Source organism: Serratia sp. NA_112.1 (assembly GCF_052691715.1).
This window is the reverse complement of record NZ_JBQZFO010000003.1, coordinates 433,377-459,405: the sequence shown is the minus strand read 5'-3', so window position 1 is coordinate 459,405 and position 26,029 is coordinate 433,377. Positions and strand designations below refer to the sequence as shown.

The window sequence follows — 26,029 nt, the reverse complement described above, 5'->3', positions numbered from 1 at the left end:
GCGAGTCGTGAGGTTTGGTGGGCCAAATAAGCGGCTCGTAACACAGGTGCGCGTTCAAATGGCCCAGCCCTTCGGGTCGCGCCCCAAAAGCCCGTACTCCGCGTTGTCAGGCTTGAACATAGGCCCACTATGCCCTGCACCCTCCGCCTTGATTACGGGCTTTTGGGTCTGCGACGGTGCCACGCATCATTGAGGGACGCAACCTACTAATCAATAGAAATCAAATAGGTATAATCAACGTCAATCTGACGCATCTTCGAGTCCTGATTCCATTCCTTGGCTTGAATAATTTCCATCTCCACACTGCCCTTCACCTCATGGCGCAACCCTGGCATCACGTGGGTGATCAGATAAGCGAAGAATTTCGTACACTCCATGGCGCTTCCCTGATGGTTGATAGAGATATATTCGCGCCCGGCAAGAGGAATATTGTCGATCTGGTAGCCTGACAGAATATCCTTTTTGTTCTCAGGCTCCACCGCCATGATATGATTAGCCGAACACTCATTCTCCCCCCGATTATGGACGGAATGGATGCTGTACACCCGGCGGCACTCCACACTTAATCCACGGAAGAAATCAGTAAAAATCTCATCCTTCATCGCCATACAGGACGAATGTTCGATACCGTTCTCTCCAGTAAAATCCAGCTGGCGCGAGTATCCCACCAACTGCATATCCGGCAACGTCAGGCGCTTCACTTCGGGATAGAAGTCGGCTGCAAAGTTGGCATCAAAACTGAAACGTGGCATCAGATTCTTCACATCCCAGCGTTCCATCGAACGGTAACGATTGGGCGTGGTTTCAAAACGCTGTTTGAACATGCGAGTAAAGGTTTGCTGCGAGTCGAAACCCAGTTCGTCTGATATATCGATAATAGAGCGATGAGTAATACGCAAAGCCACTGCGGCACGCGTCAGAATGCGTGAACGGATATAGGTGGCGAGCTGAATTCCGGTGATGCGTTTGAACTTGCGTTGCAGGTGCCATTTGGAGTAGCCGGAAATGCGCGCGACTTCGTCCAGGTTTGGCCGTTTCTCCAGATGTATCTCAACCCACTCAATTAGCTCTTCAATAAAAAATACATCTTCATTTGTCATTAATTTGCATTCACTAACTCAACAATACTCGACATAATAACCCACATAGATTATGTGAAAGTTGTTATTTTGTGCGAAAAAACGAACCAAAAAGACCATACCAACCACAAGGTTATAGCCTGTCACCGCCCATTCATGCCGACAGTTTCGCTGTTGCGCTACCAATCTAGCCCGATTATTTAACCAAGAAAAATCCGATCGCGCCATAGGCCGGAGAAATTTCGGAGCACATCCAGTGCTAAAAGGCCAATAGCCCTACAATTAAGACGTATTACCCTCAGGGTGATTCAGGTAGAATGCAGCGCTATAATTTTTCCTGCGTCTCCGCCGAGAGGCGCGTTGAACCTGCCGATGTCCGGCAAAGATAGGTATAGTTATTCTATGAAGTTCAGGCCGGTACAACCCACAGCCACCAAAGGCTTGCACATCGCCAGCTCCCCCTTCACCCATAACCAGCAGAACACCAGCCGTATCATGCTGTGGGTGATGCTGGCCTGCATTCCCGGTATCGCTGCGCAGGTATGGTTTTTTGGCTATGGCACGCTGGTCCAGACTGCACTGGCGATGATCGTCGCCCTGCTGGCTGAAGGCATCATCCTTTCCCTGCGCAAATTACCGGTGCGCACCCGCCTGGCGGATAACTCGGCCCTGCTGACCGCCCTGTTGCTGGGCATCAGTCTGCCACCGCTGGCCCCCTGGTGGATGATTGTCATCGGCACCTTCTTCGCCATCGTTATTGCCAAACAGCTGTATGGCGGCCTCGGGCAGAACCCGTTCAATCCGGCCATGGTGGGTTATGTGGTGTTGTTGATCGCCTTCCCGGTGCAGATGACCAGTTGGTTACCGCCGGATGAACTGCGGGCTACCGCACTGTCATTCCAGGATACCCTGTTTGCTATTTTCAGCGGCCACACGACGCAAGGTGCCACCATCCATGAACTGCAAATGGGGATTGACGGCATCAGCCAGGCCACCCCGCTGGACGGCTTCAAAACCGGCCTGCGCAGCGGTCATAGCGTTGAGCAGGTTCTGCAACAGCCGCTGTTCGGTGGCGCATTGGCCGGTATCGGCTGGCAATGGGTTAATCTCAGTTTCCTGGCCGGTGGCCTGTTTATGCTGGGGCGTCGCCTGATCCACTGGCAGATCCCCTTCAGCATGCTGGCGGCCATCGCCCTGTGTTCCGGCGTGGCCTGGTGGATTGACCCGGCGCAACAGGCCTCGCCGCTGATCCACCTGTTCTCCGGTGCCAGCATGCTGGGCGCGTTCTTTATCGCCACCGATCCGGTCAGCGCCTCTACCACGCCAAAAGGCCGCCTGATTTACGGCGCCTTGGTGGGCGTGCTGGTGTGGCTAATTCGCGTTTACGGCGGCTATCCGGACGGCGTAGCCTTTGCGGTGTTGCTGGCCAACATTACCGTCCCACTGATCGACCACTACACGCAGCCTCGCGTGTACGGCCATCGCTAAGGAGCCATGATGCTAAATTCAATGAGAAAGCATGGCTCCACGTTGGCGGTGTTTGCCGCAGTGACCACCGGCCTGACTGCGGTGGTACACAGCCTGACGCAGAACACCATCGCCCACCAGGCAGCGCTGCAGCAAAAAGCGTTGCTTGATCAGGTGGTGTCACCAGAACATTACGACAACAATATGCAGACCGAGTGTTTTCTGGTCAGCAACCCGGCGTTGGGCAACGATGCGCCACATCGTCTGTATCTGGCGCGTAAAAATGGCCAACCCACCGCTGCTGCACTGGAAACCACCGCGCCGGACGGCTATTCCGGTGCCATTCAATTGCTGGTCGGTGCCGATTTCAGCGGTAACGTGCTGGGTACCCGGGTGGTGGCACACCATGAAACCCCAGGCCTCGGCGATAAAATCGAATTGCGTATTTCGAACTGGATTTCGTTTTTCAGCGGCAAAAAAATTGACGGCCCGGACGATAAACGTTGGGCGGTGAAGAAAGACGGCGGTATGTTCGATCAGTTCACCGGGGCCACCATCACGCCGCGTGCGGTGGTCAACGCCGTTCGGCGCACGGCGTTGTATATGGAAACGCTGCCGCCTAAACTTGATAGCTTACCTGCCTGTGGAGCCAGCGAATGAGTGAAGCCAAAGATCTGATTGTCCAGGGGCTGTGGAAAAACAACTCCGCGCTGGTGCAATTGCTGGGGATGTGTCCGCTGCTGGCCGTGACTTCTACCGCCACCAACGCCCTCGGGCTGGGGCTGGCGACCACGCTGGTACTGATACTGACCAACACCTCAATATCCGCCGTACGCCGCTGGGTACCGAATGAAGTCCGTATCCCGATTTACGTAATGATCATCGCTGCGGCGGTGAGCATTGTGCAAATGCTGATCAACGCCTATGCCTTCGGCCTGTACCAGTCGTTGGGGATCTTTATCCCGCTGATCGTCACCAACTGTATCGTAGTCGGCCGCGCCGAAGCGGTAGCCTCTAAAAAACCGGTCGGTCTGTCCGCACTGGACGGGCTGGCGATTGGCCTGGGCGCTACCGGCGTGATGGTGACGCTGGGTGCGATGCGTGAGCTGCTGGGTAACGGAACCCTGTTCGACGGTGCCGATATGCTGCTGGGCAGTTGGGCCAAGGTACTGCGGATTGAAGTGGTTCACTTCGACAGCCCTTTCCTGCTGGCGATGCTGCCACCGGGAGCCTTTATTGGTCTGGGCCTGTTGTTGGCAGTAAAATACCTGATTGACGAAAGGATGAAGGCGCGCACGGCCAAGGCATTACTGGCCGAACCGACTCAGGGACAAGGACAGGCAGAGAAAGCGTAATGAATAAGCAGAAACGGCTGGAAATTCTTACCCGACTACGCGACAACGATCCACACCCGACCACCGAGCTGGTATACACAACGCCATTTGAGCTGCTGATTGCCGTGCTGCTGTCCGCGCAGGCGACCGACGTCAGCGTCAACAAGGCCACCGCCAAGCTTTATCCGGTGGCCAATACGCCGGCCGCCATGCTGGCTCTGGGGGTCGACGGCGTTAAAGGCTACATCAAGACCATCGGCCTGTTTAACAGCAAGGCCGAAAATGTGATCAAAACCTGCCGCATGCTGCTGGAATTGCACGGCGGCGAGGTACCGGAAGATCGTGCGGCGCTGGAGGCCCTGCCCGGCGTTGGCCGCAAAACCGCCAACGTGGTGCTCAATACCGCCTTTGGCTGGCCGACCATTGCCGTCGATACCCATATCTTCCGCGTTTGTAACCGCACTAATTTCGCGCCGGGCAAAAATGTCGATCTGGTTGAAGAGAAGCTGCTGAAGGTGGTGCCGGCCGAATTCAAGGTTGATTGCCACCACTGGTTGATCCTACACGGACGCTATACCTGCATCGCACGAAAACCCCGCTGCGGCTCCTGCATGCTTGAAGACCTGTGCGAGTTTAAAGAGAAAGTTTATCCCGACGCCTGATCTCGAGGGGCACACTCATCGCCCCTTTCAGCCCCCGCCGCTGACCTGGTTTTTATCGGAAATGTGATATCAAGCAGCAGTAACCTTGGTGTTTCCACGGATTTTAGTGAAAAACTCACTCCCCGCTTATTTTCAAGCGAAAAATTAGTTAAAAATTGCGGCAAGCCTCACGTTTTGACGATCACATTGTCGTCCAACCGTTAGAGCCGTTTTCCAAAATTTCTAAAATTTTACAAAGGCCGCCATATGCACAACATTCCAATGGATTATCCAAATCACCTATTAATATAAACCACAAAAAGACAATATAGCAGAATATATCACTACATAAATTCCGTATAGCTTTTAATCAAAATAAAAACTCGGCAAAGTAAATAAAGTCGAAAGTTAATGCTGAATAACATTTTCAACATGGTTGTTTCAGTTCGTGAACGCGATATGTAACGGGATATGAAAAACGTCTTGCCTCGTTGACAAAGATAGTGAACATTAACCGCCGCCATCCCATCCTATAACAACGCGGAAGGATGCAGTCCTGCATCACCTTTTGCAATTTCCCGTCTTTCTGAGTCGGGGCAGTGAAAAATCAGAGGTACCAGTGTCAACTGCAAACAACAACAGCGAACATCCTGAAAGCGTGAGTCTCAACGCTTTCAAACAGCCTAAAGCGTTTTACCTGATCTTCTCCATCGAACTCTGGGAACGTTTTGGTTATTACGGCCTGCAAGGCATCATGGCGGTTTATCTGGTCAAGATGCTGGGTCTGAGTGAAGCCGATTCTATTACCCTGTTCTCCTCCTTCAGTGCGCTGGTGTATGGCTTCGTTGCCATCGGCGGCTGGCTTGGGGACAAAGTGCTGGGCTCCAAGCGCGTGATCGTGCTGGGTGCGCTGGTGCTGGCCGTCGGCTATGCCATGGTGGCCTACTCCGGCCATGAGATTTTCTGGGTGTATCTGGGTATGGCGACCATCGCCGTGGGTAGCGGCCTGTTCAAAGCCAACCCATCCTCCCTGCTGTCAACCTGCTATGAGAAAGACGATCCGCGTTTGGACGGTGCATTTACCATGTACTATATGTCCGTCAACATCGGTTCTTTCCTGTCCATGTTGGCCACCCCGTGGCTGGCAGCGAAATATGGCTGGAGCGTCGCGTTCTCACTGAGCGTAGTGGGTATGCTGATCACCCTGGTCAACTTTATGGTGTGTCAAAAGTGGGTGAAGAACCACGGTTCCAAGCCTGATTTTAAACCGTTGCACCTGCAGAAACTGCTTATGGTGCTGGTTGGCGTGGTTGCGCTGGTCGCCATTTCAAGCTGGCTGCTGCACAACCAGGTGGTTGCCCGCTGGGCGCTGGCGCTGATCTCCATCGGTATCGTGATCGTATTCACTAAAGAAGCCTTTGCCCTGCACGGTGCAGCACGCCGCAAGATGATCGTTGCCTTCCTGCTGATGCTGGAAGCGGTAGTGTTCTTCGTGCTGTACGCCCAGATGCCAACTTCGTTGAATTTCTTCGCTATCCATAACGTTGAGCACAATATCCTGGGTCTGGCGTTCGAACCTGAGCAGTATCAGGCACTGAACCCATTCTGGATCATGCTGGCCAGCCCGATTCTGGCGGCCCTGTATAACAAGATGGGCGACCGTCTACCGATGCCGCACAAGTTCGCCTTCGGTATGATCCTGTGCTCCGGTGCCTTCCTGGTGTTGCCGTTGGGTGCCAGCTTCGCCAATGAACAGGGTATCGTTTCGGTTAACTGGCTGATCCTGAGCTATGCGCTGCAGAGTATCGGCGAACTGATGATCTCCGGCCTGGGTCTGGCCATGGTCGCGCAGCTGGTGCCGCAACGCCTGATGGGCTTTATCATGGGCTCCTGGTTCCTGACCACCGCCGCTGCCGCGCTGATTGCCGGTAAGGTCGCTGGCCTGACTGCCGTGCCTGCCAACATCAACGATGCGCACGCTTCTCTGGCTATCTACAGCCACGTGTTTATGCAAATCGGTATCGCCACAGCCGTCATCGCCATTCTGATGATGCTGACCGCGCCGAAGCTGTATCGCATGACGCTGGACACCGCAGAACACACCGAGAAGAAAGCTCAGGCGGCCGCTATCACCAACTGATTGCTGAAAAGGTTTCAGACAGGTAAAAGAAATCCGGGGTATTAATTAGCCCCGGCTCAGACTGATGACAAACCTCATTCCTGCCCAGAGCGAGTAGAGGCCGATAAATAAAAATCAGGAAAATCAATTTATTGATTTTCATCTGCTCACCACAAAGCAGGAAAAACCACGCTTTTTCCTGCTTTGTCAGCAACCTAAGCCGGGGCATTAATTTGCCCCGGCTTTTTTATGTCATCAGGCTGTTGGTTTAGCGTTCAGATTGACCCACATAAATTCACTGACCAGTGCGCCGTGGAATGCGGCCTGTTTCTTGTCCGCCGCGGCGCTGTGCCCGCCTTCGGTATTCTCATAGAAGTAGGCCTGCGGATACCCCATCTGCTGCATGCGTGCCGCCATTTTACGGGCGTGCGACGGGTTGACCCGATCGTCACTGGTGGCGGTGTAGAACAGCACCGGCGGGTAGGACACGCCAACTTTGATATTGTGATATGGCGAGAAGGTTTTGATGTAGTCCCATTCTTCCGCCTTGCTCGGGTCGCCGTATTCGGCAATCCAGGAAGCACCGGCAGAAAGTTGGGTATAGCGCTGCATATCCAGTAACGGCACTTCACAGACGATGCAACCGAAAAGCTGCGGGTACAACGTCAGCATATTGCCCACCAGCAAGCCGCCGTTACTGCCACCCCGCGCCCCCAGATGTTGTGACGACGTCACTTTTCGCGCAATCAAATCTTCCGCCACTGCGGCAAAGTCCTCATAGGCGCGATGCCGGTTTTGCTTTAACGCCGCCTGGTGCCAGGCCGGGCCATACTCGCCGCCGCCACGAATATTCGCTACCACATACACCCCACCGCGTTCCAGCCAGGCCGGTGCTTTAGCCCCCATGTACCCTGGCAATAGCGACACTTCGAACCCGCCATAGCCATACAGCAAGGTTGGGTTACTGCCGTCCAGCTTGATGCCCTTGGCTGAAATTTGGAAATACGGCACCCGCGTGCCATCTTTAGACTTGGTGAAATGCTGGCTGACCTGATAACCGCTGGCGTCAAAGTCCTGTGGCCCCTGCTTGAGCAGTTCTGCTTCACCGCCGTCGAGATTGCCCAGATACAGCGAAGTCGGTTGCAGGAATCCGCTGATGGTCAGGAAATAGTCATTGGTTTCGTCATCGACGCCGCCGGCGGAAATGGTGTTGATCGCCCCCGGTTTGCCCAGCGGCTTGCGCTGCCAGGTTTTGCCCTGTGGTGTCAGAACTTCCAGTCGGTTGACTACGTTGTCCATGATGCTGAGGATCAGGTGGTCACGTGTACCACTGTAGCCGCTCAGCGCCGCCTGTGCGGTCGGGGCAAATAACACCGTCAGCTCACGCTTGCCCGCCAGATAGTCGTCGAAATGGGCCGCCAGCAGTGAGCCCGAAGGATAGCGCGTTCCGCCCACTTCCCAGTCGCTGCTCGGTTTAATCAATATCCACTCGCGGTGCGTGCTGAACTCGGCATCGGCGGGAATATCGATTTTGATCTGTTGGTCTTGCTCATTCAGCAGATAGGTTTCACGGCGGTAGAAGTCCAGACTGCGGCCCACGTAGTTCCGTGCAAATCCCGGCGTCTGGTCGTGGTAAGCAAACACCGTCATATCCTGCGGTTGCGCCTCATACAGCGTCTGAGCGGCACTCAGCGGTGTACCGCGCCGCCAGCGTTTGGCAATGCGCGCATAGCCGGACTGAGTCATCGAGCCTGCGCCGAAATCAGTGGCGATAAACAGCGTGTTTTTATCAATCCACGAGGCCTGGCTTTTCGCCACCGGCAGAACAAAGCCGTCTTTGACAAACTGTTTGCTGACCAAATCAAACTCACGGATTTCGGTGGCATCACCGCCGTCCGGCGACAGTTCCAGCAGGCAATAGCGGTATTCCGGTGCCAGCGACTGCGAGCCGTGGAATACCCAGTCTTTGCCCTCCGCCTTGCCCAGAGCGTCAATATCCAGCACCGTTTCCCAAACCGGCTTGGCTTTACGGTATTCCTGCAGCGTGGTGCGCCGCCATAAGCCACGCGGATTGGTTTGATCCTGCCAGAAGTTGTAATAGTAATCGCCGCGTTTGGCGACCCACGGAATTTGGCTCTCTTTATTGAGAATGTCCAGCACCTGTTTTTCCACCCGCAGGAAGCCTTCACCCTGGGCGAAACGCGCGGTGGTGCGCTGATTTTCCTGTTTTATCCACGCCTGTACGGCCTTGCCCTGCAACTCTTCCAGCCATAAAAATTCATCGGTGGCGCTGGCGCCGCCTTCTGCCGCCATCGCCAGGCGGATACTGTTAGGTAATGAAGTCATCGCGAATACGGCTCCTGCGGTTTGTGCGCTGAGTTTAAGAAATTGGCGGCGGTTACTGTGGTTGATGGGCAAAATCAAACTCCCTTTGACAGTTAATACGAATCATTTTCAATAAAGTAGGCGTTTGACGAGGCCGAGTCAAAGCCTGCGCCCATGCCGTTGAGTCAAAATTTAGGATAGTGGATCAGATCGTGAATGCGCACAGTCTGCTGACTGTTATTACGGTAGGCGTGGGGTCGGTCGGCCTGAAAGCGCATCGCCTCACCGCTGGTCAGATGGCGCCATTGGCCGTCAACCGCCAGATCCAGTTCACCGCTGATGACAATCACGTGTTCAATCACTCCCGGCTCATGGGCCGAAGACTCGCTGAGCGCACCCGGCACCAGATCGATAACAAACATGTCAAAGCCCAATTGTCGGTCGAACGGAAACAGCGGCACCACCCGCATGTCGGCGTTGCCTTGATTGAATACCGGAGCATCGTCATAGCGATGTAGCGTGGCTTGCTGTTGCAACGGCGAGCTCTCCAGAAAGGCGGAAAAAGCCACGTTAAAACCAGTGGCGATTCTCCACAAGGTCGCCACCGTCGGACTTGACTCCCCCCGTTCGATCTGCCCCAGCATCGCCTTGCTGACGCCAGTGTTTTCGGCCGCCTGCGCCAGACTCCAGCCGCGCTGGCTGCGTAGAGAACGAAGCGTTTGTGCCAGATGGCCAGACAGTTCCTGCATGTTTTTCTCCCCTGATATAGCGACTGATTATAGCCACTTGTGCGCTATAACGCACGGTGCTATGCTCGCCACTTATAGTGCGTTATAACGCACAAACTCTGCCGGAGTGTACCATGCGCCCAGCCATCTCTCTGCGTCATCTGTCTCTGCCTGCCGTTATGGCGGGGTTTGTTGCGGTATTGGTCGGCTATACCAGTTCTGCTGCCATTATCTTCCAGGCGGCTGCGGCTGCCGGTGCTACCCCCTTGCAGATTGGCGGCTGGCTGAGCATTTTGGGGCTGGGAATGGGCATTACCTCGCTCGGGCTTTCGCTGTATTACCGCACGCCGATTCTGGCCGCCTGGTCGACCCCCGGCGCAGCGCTGCTGGTCACCAGCCTGCCCGGCACGCCGATTAACGAAGCGATTGGCGTATTTATCTTTGCCTCCGGGCTGATCCTGCTGTGCGGCGTGACCGGGCTGTTCGCCCGGCTGATGGATTATATTCCGCAGGCTATTTCGGCGGCGATGTTGGCAGGGATCCTGCTGCGCTTTGGGCTGGATGCATTTGCCTCGCTACAGGTCAATTTCGTACTCAGCGCCGCAATGGGACTCGTGTATCTGGTGACGCGGCGTTATCTGGCGCGTTATGCGATTGTACTGACGCTGCTGGCCGGGCTGGCGATTGCGGCGCTGCAGGGCAACATTCATCTTTCACAACAACCGTTAATTTTCGCCATGCCGGAATTTATTGCGCCGCATTTTAGCTGGTCGACACTGCTGGGGATTGGCGTACCGTTCTTTGTTGTCACCATGGCGTCACAAAACGCCCCTGGCATCGCCACACTAAAGGCGGCCGGTTACAACGTGCCCACTTCGCCACTGATTAGCTGGACCGCGCTGACCGCACTGCTGCTGGCCCCTTTTGGTGGGTTCTCGGTATGTATTGCCGCCATTACTGCCGCCATTTGTATGGGGCCGGACGTGCATCCCAATCCACAGCGCCGCTATATGGCTGCCGTCGCCGCCGGGGTGTTTTATCTGCTGGCCGGCCTGTTTGGCGGCGTTATCGGTATGTTGTTCAGCGCCTTGCCCGTGGCCCTGATCCACACCATTGCCGGGCTGGCCCTGCTGGGCACTATCGCCGGCAGTCTGCAGCGTGCATTGCAGGATGAAAAGCAACGTGACGCCGCACTGATCGCTTTTTTGATCACCGCGTCCGGTGTGACGCTGCTCGGCGCCGGCTCTGCCTTTTGGGGGATTATTGGCGGCGCAATTGCCCATATCATCCTGTCGTTACCGCAGCGCGCGAACCGCTCGGGAGTTTGAGTCGGCACCGTGCTACAACCGGTAATTTTTTCCCCTTTGGCGATCTTCTGCTTAACTGAGAGAGGGACGAACGTTGCCCTCCAGGGATCGTTAAGGGAGTTTCTATGCCATCTTCTGCGCAGATTGACCTGATTCAACAGATAGACGCCGCCTACCGCCACTGGACGGGGGACGGATTGCCAGGCCCACAGACCGCAGTCGGCGAACGCTTGTCCTGGCTGCATCAACAAGCGCCCTACAGCCTGCTGGCCCACACCGGCGGCGGCGATCCGGTGTTTATCTATGCCAACCACTGCGCACAGCAGTGCTTTGGTTATTCCTTCGAGGAGTTTATTGCGCTGCCCTCCCGCCTAAGCGCTTCTCCGGCAGACCGCGCAGAACGCCAACAATTGCTGGATAAGGTCACTGAGCAAGGGATTGCACAGGGGTATCGTGGCCTGCGTGTCGACAAATTCGGCGACACTTTCACTATTTATGACTGCGAGGTGTGGCAGATCCCAGGCGGAGGTCAGGCTGCGCTGTTCTGGCCACAGCCGAAACGCCGACCGGGTTGGTATAACCCTCAGGAACCTGCGATTCGATAATGGCTGGAAACCTTGCTGTTGCCGGGTTGTCTATCGACTTCATCAACCATTAAGTGACAATGTCACGAGGGTAGCCATGAATGACCGAGCCGCGCTGCTAACCCAGCGCCTGATCCGTAATTTCGATCAGGCTGAAAAAAATCACGACTCCCGCCCGCCGCTGTATGACAGCCTTGGTGCCCGTTTGGGTACCGGCACCGCAGCCGGCAAGCTGGGTGCGTCTATTGATATAGTCGCGCCGGGCATGCGCTCCTGCCCCTATCACTTCCACTATGCGCAGGAGGAAATGTTTATCGTACTGGAGGGAAGCGGTACCTTGCGGGTTGCCGGGGAACAGCTGCCAATCAAAAGCGGTGACGTTATTTTTATCCCGCCGGGGCCGGAATACCCGCATCAGATCATCAATACATCGGACGCGCCGTTGAAATACCTTTCCATCAGTACCCGCGAACAACCCGAACTGGTGGAATATCCGGACTCCGGCAAGTTTCAGGCGATGGCCTTGGGCGAAAATGGTGAGCCGGTGCGCTATATACAACGCCCTTCAGCCTCGCTCGATTATTGGCAGGATGAACCCTGAATCCCCTTCCGGTAGCGAAAGCCCTAACGCGCGTGCGGCCTGCTCCGCGACGCGAAAGTCGATATCCGCCGCCTCGCCGTCTTCCATAAACCAGGCTGCGGACAATCCGGCCCAGGCGAGGATCCATCGCAGCAGCCGCTGGCGATCCAGTCTGGCCAACCGGCAGACCTGATCGACCCGGCAAAGGAAAATATCAGGATCGGTGGCAATACCGTAGTTGGGGTTGCAGAAGATATTGGCGTAATCGAAAGCACGCTCGCCATACAGACGTTTGGGATCGATCGCCAACCAGCCGCGCTCAGCGAAGTCCAGCACGTTGTCATGGTGAATGTCGCCGTGCAGCACCGTCTGTTCGCGTGGGCTGGTCAGTAGCTCAGCCGCGACGGTGGCACTGAGCCGCAACATGCCGCCATGCGCCTGCGCCGCCGGCCACAGTGAATTGAACCACTGCTCCAGGGGAATAAGCTCCGGCAAAGGCTCGGCACGCGGCGCATGCAGGCGGGCAACCACCTGGCACAAAATCGCCGTGGCCTGTCGATCTTCGCCATCGCGTACCATCTGCGCCAACGAGAGGCGGCCTTGCGCACGCTCCAATAAAATGCCGTCTTGGTGCCAGGCCAGCACGCGTGCCGCCCCCTCGCCCTGCCACCAGCACATCAATAACCCACCGAACTTTTCTTCCTGTTCGCGGGCAATTTTCAACATGGCCGCGGTGCCCTGATAGCGTACCGGCATCAGTAGGCTGCTGTGAGTTTCAAATGCCTGGCCGTCGGGCTGCAACTGCCAGCGTTGCATATAGGGAATTAAGGCCTGATTCATTACCCTGAAACGTCCTTCACGGTTAGAATTGAATGTCAGTGATATTATTAAAAAACAATATATCCCAGCGTACTTCCGATGTTCATCGCTCCATCCTAACCAAGTTTGTTTATTTTTTTAATTAATCTCTCGGGGTTTTTACCATGACATCATTAAAGCGCATTAATTATCCACAGTTGCCCACGCCGGGCGGGCCCTATGTCCATGCCGTGTGCCATGGTGATACGCTGTACATTTCCGGCCTGACGGCATTTGCCACCGAAGCGCAAGGGCAAGCCACACAACAACAGACGCAGGCCATTCTGGAGCAGTTGGCGACCATCACCGCCGACGAGGGAACGAATTTAAAGGCGCTGATTAAAATCACGGTATTTTTAACCGATATCGGCGATCTGCCTGCCATACGGCCGGTGCTGTTTGATTATTTTGATGGGGCACTGCCGGCCTGCTCACTGGTCGCAGTCAGCGCACTGTTCTCACCGCAGGTCAGCGTGGAGATCGAGGCCGTAGTGGCGTTATGAAATTGGCGGCTAAACGCCCCCTATAAAAACCGACCCGGCGCACGTTTGTCTTTACCACCAACAGGAAACTTCTGCTAACTTACCACTAAGAAATTTATTACCGACGAGACGTTATGCAGCAAAAGCCGGTTATGCACGAAGCCAGACAGTTAAAGCGCCTCAATGCCGCCACGCGACGACAATCCCATATGTACAAATGGATTGCCTTTATCGCGGCGATGGACGCAGTGCTGGTGTATTTTTATGACCGGGATATGCGCAACATTACCTTTTCAGGCACCGTCGCGCTGGTATGTGGCTATTTGTGGATCCGCGATCGCAACAAGGCGCGCGGTTACCGACGGGAGTACGATCGCAAATTTGGCAAACACAGCGGCCTTTAGCCCTGCATGGCTTCCAGCACTTTTGCACTGTCAACGATTTGCACAAACTTGATGATTTTCCCGGCGCGCAGTTGATAAATATGCGCAAAGGATGCGGTAAATGATTTGCCGGTCGCGCCATAGGTGCCATGGTAGAAGCCCTGGGCGATGACGTTCTCACCAGCATCATAGAAATGGTCGACATCGGCGCGGTAGCCCTGCCATTCCGTACCCAGACGTTGATGAACATTTTTGAAAATCGCCTGCGGGCCAATATAGGTGCCGGCATAGGGAAAGCCTGCGGCTTCGGTCCACTGTGCGTCAGGCGCTAATGCCGCCAACAGGTTACGACCATTCTCCTCGGCACTGCCACCTTCATAGGTAGCGCGTACAATTTCAAGATTCGTTGGCATGGGATATCTCCGGTAGCATGAGCGGGATATTCCAGCCATACCCCGCAGACACAGGCTTAACACCAAGCGGGGATGACCGGAATGCGTTCATTGTAAGTTGCTTATTCCGGCATAAAAACCGTGATTACGGCAATAGTCTGTTGCAGTAGAGTAAACAATAGTTTTTTGCAATGTCATACCCCCCTCATCAATGGCCGCTATTATTCGAGGTTTTCGACCACAAGGAGCAAAGCGTGCATTTTTCGACCCTGCCACAGGCCTTACTGCAGCCCTTCTCACCCCATCTGGAACTGGCGCAGGCCTTGTTGCCACTGACACTCGATTCAGATGACGGCTCTCATGACGTAGCTCATTTACACCGCGTATGGAAAAATACCCGTTATATCAGCAGCCACGAAGGCGGTGACAGCCGTATTTTGTGCGCGGCGGTGCTGTTGCATGACTGTGTTGCGGTGGAGAAAAACTCACCACAGCGACACCTGGCCTCACGCATGGCGGCGGAAAAAGCCTCGCTGATGCTGACACAACTGGGTTGGGTGCCACAGGATATCACCAGAACCGCCCATGCCATTGAAGCTCACAGTTTCTCCGCCGCTCTTACCCCGGAAACGTTGGAAGCCAAAATTCTCCAGGACGCCGATCGCCTGGATGCCATTGGCATGATTGGCGTAGCCCGTTGTTTCTATATTGGTGGGCGCATGCGCAGTGCGTTATACGATGCAGCCGATCCGCTGGCACAACAGCGTCAATATGACGATAAACACTATTGTCTTGATCATTTCGAAACCAAGCTGTTTAAACTACAGGAAGGCTTTCAAACCGCAACGGGCAAGAAAATGGCACTGGAACGCAGCGAAAGAATGCGGCGTTTCCTCAATGAGTTGCAAGACGAGATGTAACTGAGTGATTCACGTGACTGGCATTTCCGTTACAGCAACAGCATCTTCAGCCAGCTAATTGCGGTACACTGGCTGACATCTTCACTGACCAGGCTATAACGATGAAAAAACTGACGCTGAAAGACATGACGGAAAGCGAGCAACGTGAAGTAAAAACCGAGCTGGACAAGGCACGCAAAAACCTCGGCAGGGCTTTAACCAATGCCGAAAATAACAAAATCAAGGACGAAGTGGTGGCGCGTATTACTGCCGCCCGTGCGAAAATTGAAAAAGCCACCCGGGCCGAGCGTAAAGCCAATCGTATTCAACCCACTGGCGAAACCTTCAACTGGACAGCCTCGATCAACAACACCCGCCGTCCGCGCTAACCCCCGAAAACCCTGCCAAGGCGGGGTTTTTTATTTTCCCCATTTTATTAGCCAAACTCATCTTTACCGCTAAATCATGATTAACCCTGTTATCAAGCGGTTGTAAATTGACAGCCTCATGCAGAATATTCATTATCAGCGCATCGCTCCTCGCTTGTTTTCTTATCTGGCTTCTTATTGCTCGCACTGAAGGAACTTACTATGGCCTCATTTTCCGGTATTTGGGTGGCGCTGGTTACCCCATTTAATCATCACGCTGTCGACCTGCCAGCCACCCAACGGTTGGCTCAACATCTTATTGCCTCCGGCGTTGATGGGCTGGTGGTCTGCGGCACGACCGGTGAGGCGGCCGCGTTAAGCCAGGACGAACAGTTGGCGGTGCTCGACGCGGTGTTGGCCGTCACCCCGGCTCATCAGGTGATGATGGGCCTGTCCGGCAATAACATGGTCGACACCTTGCAAATGCAGAAAGCCATCCAACTACGTGATATTGCCGGCGTATTGATCCCGGCCCCCTATTATATTCGCCCGTCGCAATGTGGCCTGGTGGACTACTTTACCCAGCTTGCCGATGCCTCAAGCGTGCCGGTGATCCTGTATAACATTCCGCAACGCACCGGCATCACTATCGAACTGGCCACCCTGCGTCAGATCGCGCGTCATCCGCGGGTAAAAGCGATTAAGGAGTGCAGCGGTAATCCTGACACCATGATGGCGCTGATTAATGACGGTGAAATCGACGTGCTGACCGGTGAGGATAATCTGATTCTGACTACACTGTGCCTGGGTGGCACCGGTGCAATCTCGGCTTCCGCACACATTCATCCAGAACGCTTTGTACACTTGGTGCAACAGGTCGCAGAAGGCGATTTGATTGCTGCACGCGCCAACTTCTACGCCCTGCTGCCGATGATCCATCAGATGTTTAGCTTCCCTAACCCGGCGCCGGTAAAAGCCGCACTGGCGCAGCAAGGGTTGATCCGCAACGAACTGCGCTCGCCAATGCAAGCCGTGCCGCAAGCGTTGCAGCAGCAAATTGGCGATACCCTGGCGCAGTTGCAACCGCAAGCCGCACTGATAAGTTAAATTTGTCGATTAAGGCGCTGTAATTTTGGCGTTATAGGGCTAGGATCAGAGGTTAAGCATGCCTGTCACTCATCACTATCAAGGAGCTTTCGATGAAACTGTTCTATAAAGCCGGTGCCTGTTCTCTGTCTCCCCATATTGTATTGCGCGAAGCAGGCCTGGACTTCACCGCAGAAAAGGTCGATCTGTCACTGAAAAAGACCGAAAGCGGTGCAGACTATCTGACCATCAACCCGAAAGGACAGGTTCCGGCGCTGCTGCTCGATGATGGCAGCCTGCTGACCGAAGGCGTGGCAATTGTGCAATATCTGGCGGATCGCGTGCCGGATCGCGGTCTGATCCCCGCGGCAGGTACGCTGTCACGCTATCATGCGATTGAATGGCTGAACTATATCGCCACTGAGTTGCACAAGGGATTCAGTCCACTGTTTAACCCGAAAACGCCTGATGAATACAAAACCATCGCGCGGGAAAAACTGGACAAGCAGTTCGACTACCTGGATTCAGTACTGACGAAGCAGCATTTCTTGTTAGGCAACAAGTTCAGCGTGGCGGACGCCTATTTGTTCACCATTCTGCGTTGGGCCATCGCCCTGCAGTTTGATATCAAAAAGCGCAGCCAGCTTGCGGCCTATTTTGATCGCGTAGCCGCACGACCTGCGGTGGATGCGACGTTGAATGCGGAAGGTTTGAAATAATACCTGCGCCCCGGCGCGATAGTCCGCCAGGGCACTCTGCCAACAGCGTTATAGTTTTACCGCCTTAAACTCGCAGCTCGGCTGCACGATACGTTCCTGAGCCGCCACCACCTGCAACTCATACTCCCCCATCGCCTGGGTCGTCAGCATCACTTCATACACCGCCGCCGTGACATGCTCGAGTGCTTTGTCCAACGCCTCACCCTTCAGCAAATTAACCAGCAGCAGACCACTGGTCAGGTCACCAACGCCCACCGGTTGACGCTCACCGAAGTCCACCAGCGGACGGCTGATGTGCCAGGCCTGGCTCGCCGTGACCAACAGCATTTCGAAACAGTCGATATTATAACCGGCGCGGCTCAGATGCTTGACCAGCACCAGCTTCGGCCCTTTGGCAATCAATTCGCGTGCAGCGTTGACCGCCTGCTCCACGTTGGCCACGGTGCGCTGGCTCAGCAATTCCAGCTCCAGCAGGTTGGGGGCAATCATGTCACTGCACGGCAACGCCTGCTGACAATGAAATTCCGCTACGCCCGGTGCCACAATGCAGCCTTTTTCCGGATGCCCCATCACCGGATCGCAGAAATACCAGGCGTTGGGATTGGCCTGCTTGACCTGGCGCACAATCGCTAGGATATGGCTACCCTGCTCCAGCGAACCGATATAACCACTCAGCACCGCATCGCAGTGCTTGAGTTGATCGATATCCGCAATACCCTGGGCAATCTCGGTCAGATGGCTGGCCGGCATCACGCAACCGGTCCACTTGCCGTACTGAGTGTGATTGGAAAACTGCACGGTATTCAGCGGCCAGACGTTAACGCCCATACGGCGCATCGGAAACTCTGCCGCGCTGTTGCCTGCATGGCCAAACACCACATGAGATTGAATAGATAGAATGTTTTTCATTGGAACAACCTGACCTCGCCATGCCGTGTGCATCAGCCCGCGGCGAAATAGAATGAATAAATAACGTAATGAAACGTTATGCCGGCGCGTCTAAAAACAAGAAATTAGAGGACTTTTTTATTTTTTTGGCGGCGGGGCATTGTAACGAATGCTCGCGGGCAAAAAAAGCAGATAGCCAGAACATCATTCAGCTTTCCGTCGTGAGCCCACTCTGTCCCTGGACACTCTCATGTCGCAATCAGCAGATTTTGGGCTGTATTTCGTGAAGCAGATCTTTCCAATCCTTTGGTCCCACGGCAAACCGTACCGACTTAACTCATTGAATGTCGGCATTATGAAATTCGGCACCGATGCTTATATTATCATTGATAATAATCACAACCAGAAAATGGACGCCCAGGATATTATTTTCTCATTCAGCAACAAAGATATTCCTGATATTTCTGACAATCCTCATGACCAGACGCCAATTGTGGTGGTAAATGGTAGCAGCCAACTTGCTGCTAATTTTGTCTGAATCTCGCTTTATTTATACGGCCAATTCAGTGTGACCGTTTCTTTTGCGAAAACCAGAATTTCCTTAGTCCCTACTCTATTGCAATCGACAGATTTTGAACTGTACTTGGAGGTGACCCTTCCTCTAAAAAACCACACAGGGAAAGACAATGAGTCTATTAACGTTACAGCAGGATGTTGCCATCCTTTTCTACGCCACTCTGGGAAAAAAAGCCGACGATAAGGCCTTGAACTACTTTGCTAAAAAACTTGAAAGCGGTGCTTACACCCAGAATGAGTTAGCCAGTAAATTTATTCTCTCTCAAGATGGTCAACACCGTTACGATGGCCTGACCACCAGCCAAAAAGTGCAGTACATCTATCAAAATACCAATGGCACCCCACCGGATGCCGCAACGCTAAGCGCGCTGACCGCGCAGGTCGATGCCGGTAAAACATTGGGCAGCCTGACCACCACCTTAATTAGCGAAACCAAAAATTATGCCGGTAGTGATACGCGGCCTCAAAGCCAGCAACAGCATCTGGAAAACGTCATCAACACCACGTTATATCCGTCGCAAGTCGAGCAACCGGCACAGATTGATGCAGCGGCGGACATACAGGGTATTTATTATCTGCTCGGCAGCATGACCAACTCTACGGCCATCAATTACTGGAGCGGCATTCTGGACAGCGGTAAAAAAACTGCCGCAGATATCGCTAATTATTTTGCCGCGTCCAAAAGTTACATCAGCTCTCTTAACAACGAAGACTTTGTGAAGAAAATCTTTTCCGAAGCCTTTGGAACCTCCGCCAGCAACAGCGATGTGCAAAATTACATCACTGGCCTGAATAATCAAAGCGAAACTCGCGGTGATGTGATTATGCGTATGATGGCCGATATCAGAAATGATACCAGCCATGAGGCGGCCAAACAGAACTTCATGGCGGCAACCCATGTTTATGCGCCAGGCGAACTTCCGGCTGCACAATTTACCGAAACCGTGATGTCACTTTATCTGACGGTTGCGGGGGTGGCGGCAGATGCTACCGCATTGGATACTTATAGTCGTCTGCTTGCCAGCGGCACGACGAACGACCAACTGCTAAAAATCCTCTCCGGTGCCTATCAATTCCGCAATGCCAGCGATTACCAGAATATTTATTTGAAGCTTTATGGCCTCGCGCTCGACAGCACTTCAGCTCAGGCGATCCTGCTTAAGGCCGGGAACGATAAAATCAAAGCCAGCTCACTGATCATCGACGCATTCCGTGACGGTAAATATCCCCTGGACAATAATCCCGCTCCACCGTCACCCTATCCGCTGCAGCACTTTGAGGCGAAGTTAGGTGGATCATTGGGCTATCAAAAAGTATTTAACGGCACATTTATCCTTTCTGACAGTGGCAAACTGATGGCGGACCTCAATGCGCGAGCGTCTCATGAAGTGACTGCCACAGAAATGGCTTATCTGGCGCCGTTGGGCCTGTTGAATATCAATGCCAATGTCGATATCGCGGTAGACCTCAGTCTGGTGAAATTCAAAGTCTCTTATAACTACAAAATAGTGCTTTCTGGCGACTATGCCACCAGCGCCACAGTGCTAAAACCATTGGGTTATAAGCCTATTGAAATATTGCTTAACGACAAAAATATCGCAAACGCGAACGCAGCCCTGCCGTTAGACGTGAAGCATGCCAGGGTGGAGGTAGAGGCTGACGCAAGCTTAAGCGATGCGAAAATCAGTCTGTTAGTGGATCGGTTATATTGGGATGGAAACAGCGTCAACGGCGGAGCAAACCATATTGGTAGCGGCTTTCACGCCGAATCTCACAATATTTCGTACTCTTCCTACCCAATATCAGCTAATTTTATTACAAAATCGATTTATTTGACCACCAATGATAGCGGCGGCCTTGATGCCAGTATCGTCAGTAACCTCAACCAGTTTTTATATTACTCCATCATAGATTTGACCCATTATCGCGGTACGGGCGAAATTTATCTGGATGGTAAGTTGGTCGCTACCGAAGGCAGTAATGTTTTTGACTTTGGTTTATTCAGCCAAAATGCCAGCATTTATAATCCTGCCTACGACAACGTCAACTATCTGCAACAAGCTCAATTACCAACCAGTTTTGAGGGCAAGTTTACCGGTATGGGGCTCGCCAAAATCTCCGATTACTCCGGTGATTTAACGCTACTCAACTACAACCACACTGGCTTTATAATTAACGACGAGTTGACCAAAGACAGTAACATCCATATTTACGATACGGCAAAAAGCGATACCCGTTTCACTCTGACTCTCTCCCCCCCTGCCGGGCAAAGTCACAATCTGGATATGGGGAGCTTTAGCCTGACCTCCGACCATAAAGACCTGTTGGAAATTAGAATAATCGGATATGGCAATGCGGGACAGAACCAAACGCTGACGCTTAGCGGAGGGGATAACTCAATATCCAAGTTGCTGCTGGAGGTTACCACTGATAAGTATGGCAGCCCTAAGTCACTCAATCTGACCATTGCCGCTGATTTCGGCAATAATCTGCAAACCATTACCGGCACCAGCATCTTTTCAGGGACACAAATCGCTAAAATAGATCTCAACCTGGTATCTGAAAAAAGCGGCACCGGCGGTGGGAGTTTCTACAAAACCCTTAACGCTCTCGCTAACAAAAGTGACTTTAGCCATATCATCGACACACTGGCGGGCTACCAACTCAGTGTGAAAGATGCCGGTCTGATAGTGCATTCGGCCGACGTTAAAGGCAACACCACTCTGGATTCCTCGCGAGAGTTGATCTTTAACGACAGTACTATCGATAACATGGTCACCCTGAATACCGGCTACCAGAACAGCGTCATTACCGCCGGTGACGTCGGCAATCAATGGGTTTTCTCCAAAACCGGTGACAAAACCGCCACGCTGTACGGCAGCGCGACCACGGCCACTGAGCTTAACAATGCTTTTAACGGCCTGACGGCAACCGACAACGCTCAGGATCTGTTCTCACAGGTATTGGCCAACATCACCAACGGAACCAGCACCAATAACCTGTCTGAAGTCGGCTTGCTTAAGCTGGATAAATCGGTGTACGTCATTGTGGACAATAACCACAACCAGACTTTTGATGCCGATGATCTGGTGTTCTCGATCGGTAATCAGGACCCGTACCTGGCCGCCGTTTCCCTGCACTACCAGGCACCGGCGATTACCATCAACGGCGCAGCGGCAGGAACGCATCTGGTGGAGGAAATGGCCTGAAGACTGATTAGCGATTAGTTAGCCTGTGTCAAACGTCGCTGAAAATAAAAAAAGCCCGGAGGTTATCCCCCGAGCTTCTTCATTCAGACAGACGCGCTTACTGCCAATCGACCAGGCAGTAATGCTTTTTGCCACGGCGCAGCAGCGTGTAGCGACCGAACAGGCGATCGGCATCACTGAAGCTGTATTCGGCGTTGGACTGTTTCTCACCGTTGATGGTCACCGCATTGGAACCGATCATGGTGCGCGCCTGGCCGCGTGAAGGCACCAGCTCGGCGTTAACCAACGCCTGCTGCAGATCGGCATCGCCATCGAGCTTGATGGTCGGCATACCGTCCTGTGCCAATTGGGCAAAGTCTGCTTCGGTCATTTCGTGCAACGCGCCAGAGAACAGGCTCTGGGTGATACGCTTGGCCGCAGCTAAACCTTCCGCACCGTGCACCATACCGGTCACTTCTTCTGCCAGCACATACTGGGCACGCGGTGCCTTGCCGCTGTTCTTGTCTTCTTCTTCCAGCGCGTTGATTTCGGCCAGATCCATAAAGGTGAAGAACTTCAGGAAGCGATACACGTCAGCATCGGCGGTATTGATCCAAAACTGGTAGAACTTGTACGGGCTGGTTTTTTCTGGTGCCAGCCAGACTGCGCCGCCTTCGGTCTTGCCAAACTTGGTGCCGTCAGCCTTGGTGATCAACGGCACGGTCAGGCCGAATACCTGCTGCTGGTGCATGCGGCGGGTCAGATCGATGCCAGAGGTGATATTGCCCCACTGGTCGGAACCGCCAATCTGCAGTTCAACCTGATGACGGTTGTACAGCTCGGAGAAGTCGAAGCCCTGCAACAGGTTGTAGGAGAACTCAGTGAAAGAAATGCCCGAGTCGTCACGGTTCAGGCGCTGCTTTACCGCTTCCTTGTTGATCATCTGGTTGACGGAGAAATGCTTGCCGATGTCACGCAGGAAGGTCAGCACGTTCATGCCGCCGAACCAGTCGTAGTTATTGGCGGCAATCGCGCTATTGCTACCGCAGTCGAAATCGAGGAACGGAGAAACCTGTTTGCGGATTTTATCCACCCACTCGTTCACCGTTTCGGTGGTATTGAGCTTACGCTCAGCCGCCTTGAAGCTCGGATCACCAATCAGACCAGTAGCCCCCCCCACCAAGGCTACCGGCTTGTGGCCTGCAAGCTGGAAGCGCTTCAGGCACAACAGAGGAACCAGATGGCCCAAATGCAAGCTGTCAGCGGTCGGATCGAAACCGCAATACAGTGCAATTGGCCCTTGCGCCAGTCGCTCTGCTAACGCTTCTTCATCCGTAACCTGGGCAACGAGGCCCCGCTCTTGCAGTTGTTTAATCAAGTTGCTGCTTGCCATCAATGACTCCATGTATAAACGAATGCACCTTTGTCGGTACACGACCTTTCGCCCACTGGCGAAATATTAAATTCAGAATGACGCATAGAATAAAGCGCCGGCGACATCAGTGCCAGCGCTTAAGGGGGATTTTCACCGTTCAGGGCGCCAGTCGGTCAATTTTCCAGTCATTACCGTCCCGTTGATACAGGAAACGGTCATGCAGACGGTTGGCGCCACCCTGCCAGAACTCGACGGAGTCGAAATTAACCCGGAACCCCCCCCAGAAACTCGGCAATGGCACTTCGCCCTGTTGGAATTTTTGCTTCAGTTCGAGGAATTTGCTCTCCAGCACGCCGCGCGCAGAAATACGCGATGACTGCTGGGATACCCAGGCACCGATCTGGCTGTCTTTCGGCCGGCTGGCGAAGTACTTCATGACTTCGAAGGTGGACAGGCGCTCCGCTTTACCGAGGAAAATCACCTGACGATCGAGCATGTGCCACGGGAACAGCAGACTGATGTGCGAGTTATTCGCCAGTTGCTGCGCCTTGCGGCTGCCCAGGTTGGTGTAGAACACCAACCCTTTGTCATCAAAATGCTTGAGCAACACAATACGCTGGTAAGGTTGGCCGTTTTCGTCCACCGTGGCCACACACATGGCGGTCGGATCTGCCAGACGGGCATCACAGGCCTGTTTCAGCCAATGTTCGAACAGTTCCAGGGGGTTGGAGGTCAGGTCCTTACGGCGCAGGCCGCCACGAGTATATTCGCGGCGCATGTCCGCAACATCAAATTCATTATTTTCAATCATTCGGTTATCAACCAACTGAAAAATCGTGATTCTATTCTGCGCCAGCGGCGTCAGGATCTCAATCGCTCTGACGCCGCAACTGCCGGATCAATTCGTCAGCGTACAGTCGCTCATAATCACTTTGCCATTGCGCTCAAGATAGGCGTTTTGGCCCTTCGACCAAAAGGTGTATTTATCATCGCTGTATTTTGCACCGGACATGGCCAGTACCTGTTTCAGCTTCAGTTGCTCACCGTCCATAAGCAGGCTGACGGTACTTTCCTTACCGTCCAGTGACACTGTCAACGGCGTGGTGCCGCACTGGTAATGCAAGGTTTGGCTATTTTGCGGCAGAACATAACTGCAGCCAGCCAGCACCAATGTGCCGGCGGCAATAATGATTTTTTTCATGCTGTTGCTCCTTAGGGAAATCCATCGATTTCTATCCTAACAGAGCTAACGCCCCCTCAAAGGCAAAACCGGATAAATCCCACCCAGCAGGGTTTCACAGCTGGCACCGGTCACCGAAGGCAGGTTGCCGGGCTGCCCGGACAAGGTACGAAACGCCAGCCAGGCAAAGGCCAGCGCCTCCATATCATCGCCGCTAATGCCGAAGTCATCCGTCAGACAGACCTCGGTTCCTGGCAACAACGCCGACATCCGTGCCATCAGCAACAGATTCCGCGCCCCACCGCCGCAGACCAGCAGTCGTTCACAGCCCCCTGCCAACTGAACCTGTTCGCAAATGGTGACTGCCGTCAATTCCGTCAATGTGGTTTGCACATCCACCGGGCTGACTGCCGCCAGGCCCGCGAGCTGACGTTCCAGCCAGGTCGTGTTGAAATATTCACGCCCGGTGCTTTTCGGTGCAGGTAGCGAGAAGTAAGGATCGGCCAGCATCTGTTGCAACAGCGGCAAGCAAACGCGTCCCGCCATCGCCCAGCCACCATCCTTATCGTAAGGCTTTGATTGATGACGCCATATCCAGGCATCCATCAGCATATTGCCCGGCCCGGTATCAAAGCCACGCACCGCAGCCCCCGGCAGTAGCATCGACAGATTGGCTATGCCACCGATATTCAGCACCATACGGCGCTCTACCGGGTGCGACAGCAGTGCCTGATGGAAGGCAGGTACCAACGGGGCTCCCTGACCGCCGTAGGCCATGTCACGTCGGCGAAAATCGCCAACGGTGGTGATGTTGGTCAGTGCGGCAATGCGATTATTGTCGCCCAACTGCATAGAAAAACGCACATCCCCCTCGGGTTCATGCCAAACCGTCTGGCCATGACAACCGATGGCGGTGATGTCGTGCGCCGCCACGCCGGTTTGCTTCAGCAAGCCCAGTACCGCCTCACCGAACAGCGTACCAAGCTGCGCATCCAGCCGCCCGACCGCAGAAAGCGTGGTCTGCTGGCCCTGGCACATCCCGAGAATATCATGCTTCAGTTGGAGCGGCATCGGATGGCTGTAACTGGCCTGTTGCGCCACCATACGTCCGTCAATCGCAGCGAGTACCACGTCGACACCATCCAGACTGGTGCCAGACATAACACCTATATAGCGGCCTGACTTCATAGCTACATCCTTTACCCTATATGGGGAAGCAAAAATTTTGACCTGACAAATAAACCAGAATTGCCACATTAACGCCATGAAATATGTTGTATTTTCTCACCTCTGTGAGCAATGTGCCTGTTTTTAGCCCACACCGAATATTGATAAGTACGGCTAAGCAGGGCTTCAACATGCAATGGAATTTCTTCCAACGCTGTTATAAAACTAAACCACCGTTTATTATTGGTTGAACAGAGCAAAGCTAAGCTGCGTGCAGTAGCGGGTTATGGTTATATGCGTGCGT

At 53.8% G+C, this 26,029-nt stretch carries 26 protein-coding genes; 16 read left to right on the top strand and 10 right to left on the bottom strand.

The window, feature by feature from the left end:
* Positions 1 to 206: 206 nt before the first annotated feature.
* Positions 207 to 1,100: a helix-turn-helix domain-containing protein gene (locus ACUTQ5_RS10065; RefSeq protein ID WP_445651129.1), complete on the bottom strand. Its 894-nt coding sequence runs from the start codon at positions 1,098 to 1,100 to the stop codon at positions 207 to 209.
* Between the two features lie 381 nt (positions 1,101 to 1,481).
* On the opposite strand from ACUTQ5_RS10065, the gene rsxD reads away from it, so the two are divergent.
* From rsxD to dtpA, 5 genes are all read left to right on the top strand, one after another.
* Positions 1,482 to 2,567, top strand: coding sequence for an electron transport complex subunit RsxD (gene rsxD / locus ACUTQ5_RS10060; RefSeq protein WP_445651128.1), 1,086 nt, complete (start codon positions 1,482 to 1,484; stop codon positions 2,565 to 2,567).
* Between the two features lie 9 nt (positions 2,568 to 2,576).
* Entirely contained in the window at positions 2,577 to 3,206 is a 630-nt protein-coding gene (gene rsxG / locus ACUTQ5_RS10055) for an electron transport complex subunit RsxG (RefSeq protein ID WP_445651154.1), read from the top strand.
* Positions 3,203 to 3,901: an electron transport complex subunit E gene (locus ACUTQ5_RS10050; protein WP_445651127.1), complete on the top strand. Its 699-nt coding sequence runs from the start codon at positions 3,203 to 3,205 to the stop codon at positions 3,899 to 3,901. Before rsxG ends, ACUTQ5_RS10050 begins: the two co-directional genes overlap by 4 nt.
* The gene (gene nth, locus ACUTQ5_RS10045) at positions 3,901 to 4,542 is read left to right on the top strand and encodes an endonuclease III (protein ID WP_445651126.1); all 642 of its coding nucleotides are present in this window, start codon (positions 3,901 to 3,903) and stop codon (positions 4,540 to 4,542) included. The genes ACUTQ5_RS10050 and nth overlap by 1 nt, the downstream gene beginning before the upstream one ends.
* A 598-nt stretch (positions 4,543 to 5,140) precedes the next feature.
* Positions 5,141 to 6,661 (top strand): dipeptide/tripeptide permease DtpA, encoded by a 1,521-nt coding sequence (gene dtpA / locus ACUTQ5_RS10040; protein ID WP_445651125.1) that lies wholly within the window; start codon positions 5,141 to 5,143, stop codon positions 6,659 to 6,661.
* A 234-nt stretch (positions 6,662 to 6,895) separates the two neighbouring features.
* On the opposite strand, the gene ACUTQ5_RS10035 is transcribed toward dtpA, so the two are convergent.
* Together ACUTQ5_RS10035 and ACUTQ5_RS10030 are read right to left on the bottom strand one after the other, a co-directional pair.
* The gene (locus ACUTQ5_RS10035) at positions 6,896 to 8,986 is read right to left on the bottom strand and encodes a prolyl oligopeptidase family serine peptidase (RefSeq protein ID WP_445651124.1); all 2,091 of its coding nucleotides are present in this window, start codon (positions 8,984 to 8,986) and stop codon (positions 6,896 to 6,898) included.
* Between the two features lie 164 nt (positions 8,987 to 9,150).
* Positions 9,151 to 9,714, bottom strand: coding sequence for a helix-turn-helix domain-containing protein (locus ACUTQ5_RS10030; protein WP_445651123.1), 564 nt, complete (start codon positions 9,712 to 9,714; stop codon positions 9,151 to 9,153).
* Between the two features lie 113 nt (positions 9,715 to 9,827).
* On the opposite strand from ACUTQ5_RS10030, the gene ACUTQ5_RS10025 reads away from it, so the two are divergent.
* From ACUTQ5_RS10025 to ACUTQ5_RS10015, 3 genes are all read left to right on the top strand, one after another.
* Complete coding sequence (locus ACUTQ5_RS10025; protein ID WP_445651122.1) at positions 9,828 to 11,021, top strand: benzoate/H(+) symporter BenE family transporter; 1,194 nt, start codon at positions 9,828 to 9,830, stop codon at positions 11,019 to 11,021.
* 104 nt (positions 11,022 to 11,125) lie between these two features.
* Positions 11,126 to 11,605 carry an MEKHLA domain-containing protein gene (locus ACUTQ5_RS10020; protein WP_445651121.1) on the top strand — a complete coding sequence of 160 codons (480 nt, stop codon included), beginning with the start codon at positions 11,126 to 11,128 and terminating at the stop codon, positions 11,603 to 11,605.
* Positions 11,606 to 11,681: 76 nt separating this feature from the next.
* The gene (locus ACUTQ5_RS10015; RefSeq protein WP_445651120.1) at positions 11,682 to 12,185 is read left to right on the top strand and encodes a cupin domain-containing protein; all 504 of its coding nucleotides are present in this window, start codon (positions 11,682 to 11,684) and stop codon (positions 12,183 to 12,185) included.
* Here ACUTQ5_RS10015 and ACUTQ5_RS10010 read toward each other — a convergent pair.
* Positions 12,150 to 13,004: an aminoglycoside phosphotransferase family protein gene (locus ACUTQ5_RS10010; RefSeq protein WP_445651119.1), complete on the bottom strand. Its 855-nt coding sequence runs from the start codon at positions 13,002 to 13,004 to the stop codon at positions 12,150 to 12,152. The two genes, ACUTQ5_RS10015 and ACUTQ5_RS10010, sit on opposite strands and share 36 nt — an antisense overlap.
* Before the next feature lie 143 nt (positions 13,005 to 13,147).
* Between ACUTQ5_RS10010 and ACUTQ5_RS10005 the strand changes: the two genes are divergently transcribed.
* Positions 13,148 to 13,525, top strand: a complete 378-nt coding sequence (locus tag ACUTQ5_RS10005) for a RidA family protein (RefSeq protein WP_445651118.1) — start codon at positions 13,148 to 13,150, stop codon at positions 13,523 to 13,525.
* A gap of 113 nt (positions 13,526 to 13,638) precedes the next feature.
* Positions 13,639 to 13,908: a hypothetical protein gene (locus ACUTQ5_RS10000; protein ID WP_445651117.1), complete on the top strand. Its 270-nt coding sequence runs from the start codon at positions 13,639 to 13,641 to the stop codon at positions 13,906 to 13,908.
* Here the strand turns inward: ACUTQ5_RS10000 and ACUTQ5_RS09995 are convergent.
* The gene (locus ACUTQ5_RS09995; RefSeq protein ID WP_445651116.1) at positions 13,905 to 14,300 is read right to left on the bottom strand and encodes a nuclear transport factor 2 family protein; all 396 of its coding nucleotides are present in this window, start codon (positions 14,298 to 14,300) and stop codon (positions 13,905 to 13,907) included. The two genes, ACUTQ5_RS10000 and ACUTQ5_RS09995, sit on opposite strands and share 4 nt — an antisense overlap.
* Before the next feature lie 233 nt (positions 14,301 to 14,533).
* Here ACUTQ5_RS09995 and ACUTQ5_RS09990 point away from each other — a divergent pair, with 233 nt between their 5' ends.
* From ACUTQ5_RS09990 to gstA, 4 genes are all read left to right on the top strand, one after another.
* On the top strand, positions 14,534 to 15,199 hold the full coding sequence (locus ACUTQ5_RS09990) for an HD domain-containing protein (RefSeq protein ID WP_445651115.1): 666 nt from the start codon (positions 14,534 to 14,536) through the stop codon (positions 15,197 to 15,199).
* Positions 15,200 to 15,300: 101 nt separating this feature from the next.
* Complete coding sequence (locus ACUTQ5_RS09985; protein WP_445651114.1) at positions 15,301 to 15,567, top strand: DUF3811 domain-containing protein; 267 nt, start codon at positions 15,301 to 15,303, stop codon at positions 15,565 to 15,567.
* Between the two features lie 201 nt (positions 15,568 to 15,768).
* The gene (gene dapA / locus ACUTQ5_RS09980) at positions 15,769 to 16,653 is read left to right on the top strand and encodes a 4-hydroxy-tetrahydrodipicolinate synthase (protein ID WP_445651113.1); all 885 of its coding nucleotides are present in this window, start codon (positions 15,769 to 15,771) and stop codon (positions 16,651 to 16,653) included.
* Between the two features lie 92 nt (positions 16,654 to 16,745).
* Entirely contained in the window at positions 16,746 to 17,351 is a 606-nt protein-coding gene (gstA, locus tag ACUTQ5_RS09975) for a glutathione transferase GstA (protein ID WP_445651112.1), read from the top strand.
* Positions 17,352 to 17,399: 48 nt separating this feature from the next.
* Here the strand turns inward: gstA and pdxY are convergent, their stop codons facing one another.
* Entirely contained in the window at positions 17,400 to 18,260 is an 861-nt protein-coding gene (gene pdxY, locus ACUTQ5_RS09970) for a pyridoxal kinase PdxY (RefSeq protein ID WP_445651111.1), read from the bottom strand.
* A gap of 229 nt (positions 18,261 to 18,489) precedes the next feature.
* On the opposite strand from pdxY, the gene ACUTQ5_RS09965 reads away from it, so the two are divergent.
* Positions 18,490 to 18,777, top strand: a complete 288-nt coding sequence (locus ACUTQ5_RS09965) for a hypothetical protein (RefSeq protein ID WP_445651110.1) — start codon at positions 18,490 to 18,492, stop codon at positions 18,775 to 18,777.
* Positions 18,778 to 18,925: 148 nt separating this feature from the next.
* Positions 18,926 to 22,024: a DUF4214 domain-containing protein gene (locus tag ACUTQ5_RS09960; RefSeq protein WP_445651109.1), complete on the top strand. Its 3,099-nt coding sequence runs from the start codon at positions 18,926 to 18,928 to the stop codon at positions 22,022 to 22,024.
* Between the two features lie 97 nt (positions 22,025 to 22,121).
* Here ACUTQ5_RS09960 and tyrS read toward each other — a convergent pair whose 3' ends face one another.
* The 4 genes from tyrS to anmK form a co-directional block, all read right to left on the bottom strand.
* Positions 22,122 to 23,396, bottom strand: a complete 1,275-nt coding sequence (tyrS, locus tag ACUTQ5_RS09955) for a tyrosine--tRNA ligase (RefSeq protein WP_115184778.1) — start codon at positions 23,394 to 23,396, stop codon at positions 22,122 to 22,124.
* A gap of 139 nt (positions 23,397 to 23,535) precedes the next feature.
* The gene (pdxH, locus tag ACUTQ5_RS09950) at positions 23,536 to 24,189 is read right to left on the bottom strand and encodes a pyridoxamine 5'-phosphate oxidase (protein WP_445651108.1); all 654 of its coding nucleotides are present in this window, start codon (positions 24,187 to 24,189) and stop codon (positions 23,536 to 23,538) included.
* 87 nt (positions 24,190 to 24,276) lie between these two features.
* Positions 24,277 to 24,579 (bottom strand): MliC family protein, encoded by a 303-nt coding sequence (locus ACUTQ5_RS09945; protein WP_017892676.1) that lies wholly within the window; start codon positions 24,577 to 24,579, stop codon positions 24,277 to 24,279.
* A 45-nt stretch (positions 24,580 to 24,624) separates the two neighbouring features.
* Positions 24,625 to 25,746 carry an anhydro-N-acetylmuramic acid kinase gene (gene anmK, locus ACUTQ5_RS09940; protein ID WP_445651107.1) on the bottom strand — a complete coding sequence of 374 codons (1,122 nt, stop codon included), beginning with the start codon at positions 25,744 to 25,746 and terminating at the stop codon, positions 24,625 to 24,627.
* Between the last annotated feature and the right edge of the window lie 283 nt (positions 25,747 to 26,029).